Origin of the sequence: Mesorhizobium sp. B2-3-15 (assembly GCF_006442875.1) — a bacterium.
GTDB classification, from domain to species: Bacteria; Pseudomonadota; Alphaproteobacteria; order Rhizobiales; family Rhizobiaceae; genus Mesorhizobium; species Mesorhizobium australicum.
In genome coordinates, this window is record NZ_VFVO01000017.1 from 14,786 (window position 1) to 27,046 (window position 12,261).

Here is a 12,261-nt window from a genome sequence, read left to right on the forward strand (position 1 = left end):
GTGCGGGGACCAAGCCTGGCGCGGCCAAGTCTGGCGGGGGAGGACAGCCGCCGCTGGGCCTCGACCAGTATGTGCAGCAGGCATTGCAACTGCACCAGGCCGGGCGCCGGCAGGAGGCCGAGGCGATCTACCGCCAGGTGCTGACGCGTCAGCCCAAACACGCGGCCGCGGCGCATTTCCTGGGGTTGCTGCTGCACCAGACGGGGCGCAGCGAAGAAGGCATGGATTTCCTCGAACAGTCGGTTCAGCTGCAGCCGACCAATCCCGACTTCCTCAACAATCTCGGCACGGTGATGCGCGATCTGGGCCGTGTCGCGGCGGCGATCGATTTCTTCCGCGGCGCGGTGGACCTGCGGCCGGAGCAGCTCGCGGCGCGCGACAATCTCGGCTCGTCGCTGAAGCAGATCGGCCGGTTCGACGAGGCCGAGGATATCTATCGCGGCACGGTGCAGCGCAATCCATTCCACGTGCGCGCCCGTATCGGGCTTGCCGAAACCCTGCAGGAAGCCGGACGCCTCGACGAGGCGCTGGCTGTCTTCCAGGAGGCACTGACCATCCGGCCTAGGGATGCCGACCTGCTGCACGGACTGGGCGTCGGGCTGATGGAAAAGGGCAAGCTCGACGAGGCGACCGGCCTGTTCCGGCAGGCGGTGGCGATCCAGCCCGGCATGGCCCGCGCGTGGCTGATGCTGACGCAGGTCAAGCGCCAGAAGGAGCGCGATGCCGAAATGGCTGGCATGGAGGCGCAGCACGCCAAGGCGCCTCAGGACAGCCTGGCACGCATGCAGCTGTCGTTTGGCCTCGGCAAGGCCAATGACGATCTCAAGGATTATGGCAGGGCCTTCGACTATTTCGCCGAGGGCAATGCCATCCGCCGCAAGGGCATCGACTACGACCCGGTGAAGACGCGCGCCGAATTCGAGGCAATGAAGACGGTGTTCGATGCCGGCTTCTTCGAAAAGCACAGACCGAGCCCGATTGCCGACGACGCACCGATCTTCGTCGTCGGCATGCCGCGTTCGGGTACGACGCTGGTCGAACAGATCATCGCCAGTCACCCCCAGGTCTATGGCGCGGGTGAGCTCAGCATCCTGAAGACGGCGGTCGGCAAGCAGTTCCCGTCGAACATGCCGGGCGGCTTCCCCTGGGGGGTGGCCGACACGGACGATAGGGATTTCGCCGAGGCGGGGCAGGCCTATCTGGACATGCTGCATGCCCGGTATCCGCATATGCGCCACGTCACCGACAAGATGCCGGGCAACTTCCTGCTTGTCGGCTTCATCCACATGATGCTGCCGAAGGCCAGGATCATCCATTGCGCCCGCGATGCGGCGGCGACATGCCTGTCGATCTACAAGGTGCATTTCCGCGGCGACAGCCACCGCTATGGCTATGACCTCGGTGAGCTCGCCGATTTCCACAATCTCTACACCGACATCATGGCGCATTGGCACAAGGTGCTGCCCGGCGTCGTGCACGATGTGCGCTACGAGGATTTCGTCGCCGACCAGGATGGGCAGAGCCGGGCGCTGATCGACTATCTCGGCCTGCCATGGGACGATGCCGTGCTGTCGTTCCACGAGACCGACAGGCCGGTGCGCACGGCGTCGGCCGCGCAGGTGCGCCAGCCCATGTACCAGGGCTCGGTCGATCTGTGGAAGCGCTATGGCGACAGGCTGAAACCACTGCTGGATAAGCTCGGATAGGCCGATAGCGCGGTAAGGCCGGCCTGCGAACGGCGGTCGAGCTGTCTCAAAGTTCCATGAAGGGCTGGAAGCCGCCGAAGATCATGCGCTTGCCGTCGAACGGCATCGTGGCCATATCGCGCTGCAGACGAGGGTCGGCCATCACCTTGGCCATCACCGCATCGCGATCCTGCCTGGATTTGTATACGGCCCAGGAGAAAACGACGATTTCATCATCCTTGGCCTGAACGGCACGCGGAAACGAGGTGATTTCGCCATAGGGCACGTCGTCGCCGATGCATTCGACATAGGCGAGCGCGCCATGTTCCATCCATATGGGGCCTGCGAGGTTGGCGAGCTTTTTATAATCATCGAGATTTGCCTTCGGCACGGCAAGCACGAAGCCATCGACATAGGACATGGTGGTCTCCTCTTTGCTGAATTCGAACGCCGGGTCGGCGGGGATACACCCGGCGCGATTGGGCGCATCCCCTCGGCGAGGGGCGCGCTCGCTAAAGCCTATTCCGTCGGTGCGTTCATTGCCCATGCGACGCCGAAGGGATCCTTCACCTGGCCCCAGCGGTCGCCCCAGAACATCACCTGCAGCGGCGTGACGGCCTCGCAGCCGGCGTCGACGGCGCGCTTCCACCAAGCGTCGATATCATCCTTGCCGAGATGGAGCTGCAGCGTATAGCCCTGCGCCACCTGGTGCGGATGGCCGTGTTCCGGATAGGCGTCGCCCAGCATCAGTGTCGAGCCGTTGATATAGAGATGGATATGCATGGTGCGGCCTTTTTCGTCCGCCGGGTAGGCAAAGACTTCCTCGGCCCCGAAAGCCTTCTTGTAGAACTCGGCCGCCTTGATGGCACCGTCGACCTGAATATAGGGGGTCAATCCGCCAAGCACTTTTGGCCGGGGTGGGGTCTGGTCGGTCATTGCATGTTCCTCTTCACGTTGGTTTGGCCTTGCGGACCATAGGACGGATGAGATGACGGCAATCCTACAGGACGCCGAAAATTTTTGGCCGGGCGACAACCGATGGGTTGGGAAGGCGTGCAACGAACTTGCGTCGGCGGCTTCCAATCAGAGCGCAATTCTCTCGGCTCCCAAGCTAAAAGAGTTGGATTGCGCGCCGCCTACTCAGCCCGGAGACGACAATGATCCTCTATTATCAGACCCACTCACCTTTCGCGCGCAAGGCGCTGGTCTTCGCGCATGAGGCAGGCGTCGCCGATCAGCTCCAGGTCATTCATCACGAAACCAGCCCGACCTTGCACAACGCCAGTGTCCACGCCGAAAACCCGCTAGGCCAAGTGCCGGTGCTGCTGCGTCCGGGTGCGCCGGCGATCTTCGATTCCGACGTCATCTGCGCCTATCTCGATACGCTGCATGATGACCGGAAGTTGCTGCCGCAGGTCGGCGAGGCACGCTGGCAGGCGTTGCGGCTGCAATCGGCCGCCCAAGGCCTTGCGCAGACGGGCATCGCCTTGCGCTGGGAGACGGAAAGGAGACCCGAACAGCTGCGCTATGATGCTCTTGCCGAAGGATATCGGCAGAAGATCGAGGCGACCTACGACTGGGCCGAGGGCGCCCTTGACGACGAGGCGCCGCTCCATGTTGGACATATTGCGCTAGCCACCACGCTGTCCTGGATGGCGTTCCGTCATCTTCCGTCGTTTGGTTCGCGGGCGCGGCTGACGCGCTGGTTCGAGGCTTTCGAAAGGCGTGCGTCGATGCGTGCGACGCCGCTTTCGGGCGATACACATGATTGATTCGCGCTCGCCTGAGAGGCGGCGAGCGTCAACGGTTGTTCCGCGTGTCGAGGATTTCCGGAAAGCCGATATCCTTGCGCAGTTCGGCCGGCAGCGAAAGCAGGATGCGTTCGCTGCGGTGGCGGGCGCGCGCCGCGGCATACCGGGTTGCGATGCGGCCGATGGATGACAGGACGGACATGGTCAATTCTCCCTGGGTTAGCGCCGGCATCATCGTGTCGGCATCCCAAGGACGAGGCTGCAACGGGCGATCCGACAGATTGCCGGAGAATTTTTTGTCAGCGTTTACATCTCGTTCAGGCGTCGCCGAGGAGAGCCTATGCGACCTTGAGCGTGGGAATAGCCGAAACATCGACCTCACGCTCGGCGTGCCAGGCATCGAAAGCCGCCTGCATCCGAAGCCAGATCGCGGCGCCGTCGCCGAACAGCTTCCCAAGGCGAGCGGCCACCGCCGGCGAAACCGGCTTCCTTTCGCGGATAATGTCATAGAGCTGCTGCCGGGATATCCCGAGCAGATTTGCAATTTCCACCTTGGTCTTTCCAGTTGCCGGGATAATGTCCTCAAGCAGCGCTCCCGGGTGGGAGGGGCAACGCTCGATCGGACGCGTCGGCTCGTGCACGGTCATACGTCGAACTTCTCCAATCTGGCCGCCTCAGTGATATTGCTCGAAATCAACGCGGGCGGCGTCGTTACCGTCGAATTCAAATGTAATGCACCACGGACCATTGACGTGGACCGTGTAGCGGATGGAATCGAGGCCTTTCAGCGAATGGAAGTCGAAGCCGGGAAGGTTCATCTCCTCCGGCTTTTCCGATGCTTCCAGGCGGTCAAGCCGAACAAGGATGCGCTTGTGCATCTTGGCATCGATCTTGCCGGTTTTTCCGGTTTGAAAAAGGTCGGACAGCGCCTTGTTCTTGAACGATTTGATCATGACATATGTAAACAGATCGCTTACACAAGTCAAGAACCTGTAAGCAAATAATTTACAGGCATGCCGATCTCCCGCCGCTCAGCCGGTTCCCTCAGCCACCTCGCGGAAGAAGCTCTCCGGATCCTCGACTTCGGTCAGCTTCCGCTTCTCGATCAGCCAGAAGCGGTTGCCGATGGCGCGGATGAAGGAGCGGTCGTGCGAGGCGAGCAGACAGCTTGCCTGGTGCTTCAGCAGCTCTTCCTCCAGCGCTTCCTGGCCGTCTATATCGAGATGGTTGGTGGGCTCGTCGAGCAGATAGAAATTGGGATTGGCGAGCCTGAGCGCCAGCATCATCAGCCGTGCCTTCTGGCCGCCCGACAGAACACCGATCTTTTTCTCCTGCATCTCGATGACCACGCCGGCGCCGGCAAGCAGCGAGCGGGCGCGCTGTTCGCCGACATCGTAACGGCGCGAGACCATCGCCAGCGGCGTGTCGTCGCCGCTGATGCCCGACAGCGCCTGGTCGCTGTAGCCGAGCACGGTGGACGGCGTCACCTTCACATTCCGCACCGTGTCCGGCACGAGGATGGCGTTGCGGATCATGGTGACGAAGCGCGACTTGCCGACGCCGTTGCGGCCGAGCAGCACGATGCGGTCGCCCTGGCAGATGTGGCGCTTGCCGGTCCTGAACAGCAGCGTGCCGTCGGGCGTTTCGACCGCCGCGTCGTCAAGCGTGATCAGCACCTTGGCGTGGGTACCGCGATTGGCGAGTTTAATCGCGCCCGCCGATTTCTCGCGATGCGCCGGATTGGCGGCCTCTTCCAAATTTTCCGCGCGCTGGTTGAGTTGCTTGGTCTTGACCGTCAGCAGGTCGCTGCCGGAATTGATGCCGATATTGTTGAGCTTGGCCGCCTGTTTGCGCAGTTGCTGCGCCACCTTCATGTCGCGCTGGAATTTTCGTTCGTTCGACGCGTCAACCTCGTCCAACGCCTCCCTGGCGCGGGAATAGGGGAAGGAAAACACCGGCGACTGTTCCGGGCGCAGGAACAGCGTCCGGTTGGTGGTAGCGTCGAGGAAGGTGCGGTCATGGCTGGCGATGATGACGGGCACCTCGCGCGGCAGCGCGTTGAGCCAGGTTTCCAACTGGCTGATGCGGGCGAGGTCGAGATGGTTGGTCGGCTCGTCGAGCAAAAGCAGGTCGGGATCGGTGACCCAGACGCGGGCGATCAGCGCCAGCCGCTGCCAGCCGCCGCTCAGTGCCTGCATTTCTCGCCGGCGCATCGGCTCGGGCACGTCAAGTGAATCGAGAACCACGTCGATACGCCACATCTCGCTGTCGGCCTGTTCGGGCGGCAACGTGTCAGCCACAACCTCGTAGAAAGTGCGGCCAAGCAGGGCAGGGGCAACGGACTGCTCGACATGGCCGACACGCAGACCGCGCGTGCGGGTGATGTCGCCTGTCGTCGGTTCCAGTTCGCCGGTCAGGCATTTGAGCAAGGTCGACTTGCCGCGGCCGTTGGCGGCGACGATGCCGAGCCGGTCGCCGTTGCCGATGCTGAGGTCGAGATTGGAAAAGAGCGGCGCACTCATGGTGACGCCGAGGGATTTGAGGCTGATGAGGGCCATTTTGATTTCTCTGGTCTTGCCGGAATGCCGGCTCATGCACTTTGACGGTGCGCGTGCCGGCCATCAGGCCAGGCGTTGCGTACCACGAAGGGCAGACCAAAAGATCGAAGCGGGAGAAAACCCGGACCGTCCCTGGTCAGCCCTGCAAGCTGGCTCGCAGGGCGCAAATCGGGCCACGCTGACGATGGTGACGATAGAACGTAAACACGTGAGCCCTCCTTTCGAGACGTTCGAGTGTGACGACTGGCTACACCAAAGGCGAGGCTGATGGCAAGGCCGCCGCTTTCAAGCGGCGCGGGAAGGGGTCCAGCACCAGTATGCAGCCGCCGATGATTGCCACCGCGCCGAAGCCCTGGATCAGGGTCAGCGACTCGCCGAGCACAATCGCTCCGGCCAGCACCGCGATCGTGGTGACGGCGAATTCGACGCTGATGGTCCTGGTCGCTCCGATGCTGGCCACCAGCCGGAAATACACGACATAGGTCAATGCGCTCATCACGCAGGCCAGTATGGCCAGGTAGAGGAAATCGACAGGTCGCGGCATGGCTGGCACCGGCACGGCGAGCAGCAGCGGCAGCGTCATCAGGCCGCCGAACAGGAAGGCGGCGCTGGTGAGTTCCAGCGAGCCGGCCGAGCGCAAATGGCGATTGGCGTAGTTGCTGCCGAATGCCGCCGAGAAGGAACTGAACAGCGAGGCGGCACAGCCGATCGCAAAGGATGCGGTGACCGGAACGGCGGGGAAACCGACCAGGACGATGATGCCGGCAGCGCCGAGCAGCAGTCCGGCCAGGCCGCGAACAGCGATGCGCTCAAGCCCCCAGAGCTGGCCGATGATCATCGAGAACAGCGGGATGGCGGCAACCAGGATGGCCGCCATCGCCGTGCCGATGCGCGGCGTGGCATAGGACAGGCCGATCAGCTGCGCCGCCACCGTCGTCGCGCCGACCATGGCGAAATGCCGCCAGCCGGCGCTGAAATCCAGCCGTCGCCGCGTCGCGGCGGCAAGCAGAAAGAGCGTGATGCCGGCGATCAGCGCCCGCAAGGTGACCGCGCCGACCCAGTCAAAGGCATGCACCACCTTGAGCAGCACCAGGAACGACAGTCCCCAGGTGACAGCCAGGAAGACGTAGGCGGCGATGTCTCTGGGTTTCATGGGGAGTTGGCTGATGGTTTTCGGAGCGGAAGAGCAGAATTGAAAGGCCCGTATAGGTTCGTCCCACCACTGGCAAGGTGGCAGGAAAAGCTGATCTATATAGGAGGGACAGCGGGGGCGCGAAGAATTGCTACCGTCCGGGCCTGCCTGTCTTGCCCGGCCGGCGCTTTTCGCGGCGGGCGTCGCCTTGGTCCTCGTAGGAGCCGATGCCGGAGCGTTGACGGACGATAGGCTTGTCGGCATCGCCGCGATCCTTCGCGCCCCTCTCTGTCCTGCCGGACATCTCCCCCACGGGGGAGATTGGCTGTGGCTTCGCCGGCACTTTTCCCTCTACCGGTTTTTCGGTGCGGCGCACCGTCATCTCGTCGAGCGAGTTCTTTTTGAACAGCGGCTTGGTCGCATCGCCGGGGATGCCGAAGTCGGAGCCATGCGCTTCTTCCGCCGACTGCTTCTTGAACAGCGACCGCGACACCGCGCCTGACGGCGTCGGCATGTCGGTGCCTGGCCCCATGTCGTCCAGTGACGGCTTGGCGAACAGTGGCTTCTTCACCGGCACGGCGCCGTCGGCGCCCATCTCGTCGAGATCGGGCTTGCGGAAGAGGTTGGGCCTGGCGGCCTTGGCTGCCTCTTCGGCGGCGCGTGCCTGATCGAGCTTGCGGAACCGTTCCTGTTCCTCCAATGTCCGATGCTTGGCCACGCCCTTGTTGTGCTTGCCCTTTTCGCGGCCAGAGGCCGGACTTTGGCCTTCCACCTCGCGCGCCAGCGGATCGTCGGAGATCGACAATTCCATCTCGTGCAGCCGCTTGATCTCGTCGCGGATGCGGGCCGCCTTTTCGAAGTCGAGATTGGCGGCGGCGTCGCGCATCTGCTTGTCCAGCGCGTCGAGATGGGCCTTGAAATTGTTGCCCATCATGGCGCCGGCGCTGTCGGTGAACTGCGAGATGTCGGCGCGAACATGGTCCTTCTCGTAGACCGAGTCCAGAATATCGGAGATGCGCGACTTGACCGATTCCGGCGTGATGCCGTTGGCGGCGTTCCACTCCATCTGCTTCTCGCGGCGCCGGTTGGTCTCGGCCATCGCCCGCTCCATCGAACCGGTGACCTGGTCCGCGTAGAGGATGACCTTGCCGTCGACATTGCGGGCGGCACGGCCGATGGTCTGGATCAGCGAGGTTTCCGAACGCAGGAAACCTTCCTTGTCAGCGTCGAGAATGGCGACGAAGCCGCATTCGGGAATATCGAGGCCTTCGCGCAAAAGGTTGATGCCGACCAGCACGTCGAAGGCGCCGAGGCGCAGGTCGCGCAGGATCTCGATGCGCTCCAGCGTGTCGATGTCGGAGTGCATGTAACGCACGCGCACGCCCTGCTCGTGCAGGTATTCGGTCAGGTCCTCCGCCATGCGCTTGGTCAGCACCGTCACCAGTGTGCGATATCCCGCCTTGGTGGTGTCGCGGATCTCACCGACGACGTCGTCGACCTGGCTCTTGGCCGGGCGCACCTCGACCGGCGGATCGATCAGGCCGGTCGGGCGGATAACCTGTTCGGCGAAGACGCCGCCGGCCTGTTCCATCTCCCAGCCGCCCGGTGTCGCCGAAACGGCAACCGAGAGCGGCCGCATTGCGTCCCATTCCTCGAAGCGCAGCGGTCGGTTGTCCATGCAGGAGGGCAGGCGGAAGCCATATTCGGCCAGCGTCGCCTTGCGCCTGAAGTCGCCGCGATACATGCCCCCGATCTGCGGCACGGTGACGTGGCTCTCGTCGATGAAGACCAGCGCGTTGTCGGGAATGTATTCGAACAAGGTGGGCGGCGGATCGCCGGGCTGGCGGCCGGTAAGGTAGCGCGAGTAGTTCTCGATGCCGGCGCAGGAGCCGGTGGCTTCCAGCATTTCGAGGTCGAAGCGGCAGCGCTGCTCCAGCCGCTGCGCCTCGAGCAGACGGCCGGCGCGCTCGAGTTCCACCAGCCGGTGCTTGAGCTCTTCCTTGATCGACTTGATCGCCTGATTGAGCGTCGGGCGCGGCGTCACATAGTGCGAGTTGGCGTAGATCTTGACGCTCTTCAACTCGCCGGTCTTCTGGCCGGTCAGCGGGTCGAACTCGGTGATCGCCTCGATCTCGTCGCCGAACATCGAGATGCGCCAGGCGCGGTCCTCAAGGTGGGCCGGGAAGATCTCGATCGTGTCGCCGCGCACGCGGAACGAGCCGCGCACGAAATTGATGTCCTGGCGCTTATACTGCTGGGCAACGAGGTCGGCGAGCAGAGCGCGCTGGTCGAGCCGGTCGCCGATCTGCATCTGGAAGGTCATCGCCGTGTAGGTCTCGACCGAACCGATACCGTAGATGCAGGATACGGAGGCGACGATGATGACGTCGTCGCGCTCGAGCAGCGAACGCGTCGCCGAATGGCGCATGCGGTCGATCTGCTCGTTGATCGAGGATTCCTTCTCGATGAAGGTGTCGGTGCGCGGAACGTAGGCTTCCGGCTGGTAATAGTCGTAGTAGGAGACGAAATACTCCACCGCATTGTCGGGGAAGAATTTCTTGAACTCGGAATAGAGCTGCGCGGCCAGAGTCTTGTTGGGCGCCAGGATCAGAGCGGGGCGCTGCGTCTCCTCGATCACCTTGGCCATGGTGAAGGTTTTTCCGGAGCCGGTGACGCCGAGCAGCACCTGGGTGCGGTCGTTGTTGTCGACGCCCTCGACCAGATCCTTGATGGCGGTCGGCTGGTCGCCGGCGGGCTCGAAATCCGACACCATCTTGATGGCGATGCCGCCTTCGGATTTTTCCGGCCGGGCAGGGCGGTGCGGCGTCCACAGCACGCCGTCCTTGTGCAGCGGATTGCCGGATTCGATTAGCGCCGAGAGCGCGGCCACCGTGGCGGTGACGCCACTGGACGACATCGTCTCGGCTTCTTCCAGCGAGATGTCGAGCCCGGCGACCGGATTGAGGCCGGCCGCCGTGCGTTCGCGGGCCGACGCGGCGCCGCCCATCGAGGTGCCGCGCGCGGTGCGGCCCGGCGCGGCGGAGCGCTCGGGTATTTTCTTCGGCGACTTGGCGCCGCCGCCTTTGCCCGCGGCGCGTCCTTCCCGTTCAGCCTCCTGCTCGATCTGCTCGGCCCAATCGGCGATCGAGCCGGTCAGCGGCGTGCCCGACAATTCGGCCTGCGGCATCTCGGCGAAGCCGCCTTTGTGCAGCGGTTCCGAGGCGTCGAGGAAATCGGTCAGCGGGCTGCGCCGCTTCGGCGCGGCGCGGTCCTCATTCGCCGTCGGCGGCGTTCTTTTATCGGGGGATTTGGCCATGTCCCGAATATGGGATTTCTCGGCCAAAATGGAAAGAGCGCGATGAGGACGGGCCGGCGGTCGCGTCAGGCTCCTGACAGAAGGCTGTCAGGAGGTGGCGGACGGTTTCGCCTTATCTCAAGCACCGCTTCCGTTCGACGCGACCCGGGTCGCCGATCCGTTCAGGCGATCCACCACGACGAGGCGGGTGACCTTGCCCTTCTTGAAGGCGGCGAGGAAGCGGGAATAGTCCCTGAAGACGACGCAGCCATTGGATTCGGCGCGACCGCCCCGCAGCATGTAGGTATGCGCGAGCAGGCCGTTGCGGTTGTATTTGTTGCCGCCGCTCGTCGGGGTCAGGCGAATGGCCTCGACGCCGTGGAAGCGGGATTCGCGCAGCGACAGATTGTAGGTGTTGGGCGGCGTCGGGCCACGGTCCTTGACGTGGACATAGCGCGGCTGGTCGACCATTGCGCCGAGGCCGGAATGCGCCTCGAGCCGCTGGCCGTCGGGCATGTAGACGGTCTTGGCACTGATGTCGTAGACGGCGACCCCATGGCCGGCGCCGCTTCCGGCGCTCGGGCCGTTGAACAGGTTCCTGAACGCCTGGCCGAGGCCGCCCGAAGGCGTGTCCGGCTTGGCATAGGCCAGCACGTCGCCACCATCACGGGTCCGGCCTTGCCGGGCCGGCTGCCTGGCTTGCTGGACGGGCTTCGGCTGGGGCGCCGGCTTCTGCTCCAAGGTCCTGGGCTGTGCGGCCGGCTTGTCCTCTTCCACGACCCGGGGTGGCCGCGGCGCGTCATATTGCGGGCGGCGGGTCGGCAGCGGCACGTCGTCGGTGAGCGCATTCGGCAGCGAAGCGGCGTCGCCCGGCTGTTCCTGCTGGGTCTCGACAGGCGCCACCGCGACATCGGGGGAGGATTCGGTCATCGGCAGCGGCGAGGCGAAAGCTTCGTCCTCGACCGGCATCGACTCGACGAGGGCAAGCGCCAGCTGCGCGTTGTCGGGCGTTTCCGACTGGGCAAAGCCCATCGGCGCCGGCGCGGTCTGCACGACGGAACCCGTTTCGGCGCGGGCGAAGCGTTCCGCCGCCGGAGCCGGCATGTCGTTGGACAGGCTGGCCATGACCTGGACGGACGGCACGAGGGACGCCTCGGTGATCCGTGGAGCGGCGCTGGAAATCACTGGATGGGTGCTGGCCGCGGTCGCCGGCTTTCCCGCGCCGGCGAAGGCAGCGGCAAGCTTTGTCGGCGACAGCGACGCTTCCATCAGTTCGAAGCGCTGCTGCGATTTCGACTTCGCCGGCGTTGGCTTGGCCTGCGCCACCAGGCGCCCGGATTTCTCCGCCTTGGAGGTTATCGCGGCCAGCTTGAAGCAACTGGCACCGCATTGTACGGCATGGTCGTGCAGCGCCTGCGCGCCGCCATGCGCATTGGCTGTCATGAAGGGCGCCGAAGAGCTGAGGAAATGCTGCTTCAGCGGATCGGCGAGAGCGAGCGTGCCCGGCATGGACAGCGTCTGCGGCAGGCCGACCGACGTGACCGAAAGCGAGGCACCGACAGAGCTAAGGCCGGCCATGGTGCCGATCAGCCATAGGCCGACGGCGGCGCTGACGCCCGGCACCGCAATCCAGCGGACAACCCGTTCAGGGGTGAAGGATGAGGCACGTGGCGCTTCGAAGGCGGTCTCGCCGCTGCAACGCCTGTCCCCGACAATTTTACGACTCAACAACGCCATGCAACCAATCTTGCTCCAATCGGCTCCCACGTCCGCGGCTGTGATAGCCGCGACGACCATTCTGTGAGTGATCCCAGGTGGTCCCCGACGCGTTTGCCGCGCC

11 protein-coding genes are annotated in these 12,261 nt (G+C 64.1%); 2 read left to right on the plus strand and 9 right to left on the minus strand.

The genetic code is table 11. The features are described from left to right. Positions 1–83 precede the first annotated feature (83 nt). Entirely contained in the window at positions 84–1,706 is a 1,623-nt protein-coding gene (locus FJ954_RS27865; RefSeq protein ID WP_224720670.1) for a sulfotransferase, read from the plus strand. 46 nt (positions 1,707–1,752) lie between these two features. On the opposite strand, the gene FJ954_RS27870 is transcribed toward FJ954_RS27865, so the two are convergent. Together FJ954_RS27870 and FJ954_RS27875 are read right to left on the minus strand one after the other, a co-directional pair. After that, positions 1,753–2,106 (minus strand): DUF1428 domain-containing protein, encoded by a 354-nt coding sequence (locus FJ954_RS27870; RefSeq protein WP_140617709.1) that lies wholly within the window; start codon positions 2,104–2,106, stop codon positions 1,753–1,755. A gap of 98 nt (positions 2,107–2,204) precedes the next feature. Then, the gene (locus FJ954_RS27875; protein WP_140664855.1) at positions 2,205–2,621 is read right to left on the minus strand and encodes a glyoxalase/bleomycin resistance/extradiol dioxygenase family protein; all 417 of its coding nucleotides are present in this window, start codon (positions 2,619–2,621) and stop codon (positions 2,205–2,207) included. Positions 2,622–2,842: 221 nt separating this feature from the next. Here FJ954_RS27875 and FJ954_RS27880 point away from each other — a divergent pair, with 221 nt between their 5' ends. Then, positions 2,843–3,457 carry a glutathione S-transferase gene (locus FJ954_RS27880; RefSeq protein WP_015316116.1) on the plus strand — a complete coding sequence of 205 codons (615 nt, stop codon included), beginning with the start codon at positions 2,843–2,845 and terminating at the stop codon, positions 3,455–3,457. Between the two features lie 28 nt (positions 3,458–3,485). On the opposite strand, the gene FJ954_RS27885 is transcribed toward FJ954_RS27880, so the two are convergent. The 7 genes from FJ954_RS27885 to FJ954_RS27915 form a co-directional block, all read right to left on the minus strand. Then, entirely contained in the window at positions 3,486–3,638 is a 153-nt protein-coding gene (locus tag FJ954_RS27885; protein WP_140664858.1) for a hypothetical protein, read from the minus strand. 136 nt (positions 3,639–3,774) lie between these two features. Beyond that, positions 3,775–4,083, minus strand: coding sequence for a HigA family addiction module antitoxin (locus tag FJ954_RS27890; protein WP_015316118.1), 309 nt, complete (start codon positions 4,081–4,083; stop codon positions 3,775–3,777). A 27-nt stretch (positions 4,084–4,110) separates the two neighbouring features. Next, entirely contained in the window at positions 4,111–4,389 is a 279-nt protein-coding gene (locus FJ954_RS27895; protein ID WP_140664861.1) for a type II toxin-antitoxin system RelE/ParE family toxin, read from the minus strand. Between the two features lie 78 nt (positions 4,390–4,467). Next, on the minus strand, positions 4,468–5,994 hold the full coding sequence (locus tag FJ954_RS27900; protein ID WP_140664863.1) for an ABC-F family ATP-binding cassette domain-containing protein: 1,527 nt from the start codon (positions 5,992–5,994) through the stop codon (positions 4,468–4,470). Positions 5,995–6,241: 247 nt separating this feature from the next. Next, positions 6,242–7,147, minus strand: coding sequence for a DMT family transporter (locus FJ954_RS27905; RefSeq protein ID WP_140664866.1), 906 nt, complete (start codon positions 7,145–7,147; stop codon positions 6,242–6,244). 130 nt (positions 7,148–7,277) lie between these two features. Then, entirely contained in the window at positions 7,278–10,442 is a 3,165-nt protein-coding gene (gene uvrB / locus FJ954_RS27910; RefSeq protein WP_140664869.1) for an excinuclease ABC subunit UvrB, read from the minus strand. 117 nt (positions 10,443–10,559) lie between these two features. Then, complete coding sequence (locus FJ954_RS27915; protein ID WP_140664871.1) at positions 10,560–12,158, minus strand: DUF2778 domain-containing protein; 1,599 nt, start codon at positions 12,156–12,158, stop codon at positions 10,560–10,562. Positions 12,159–12,261: the final 103 nt, after the last annotated feature.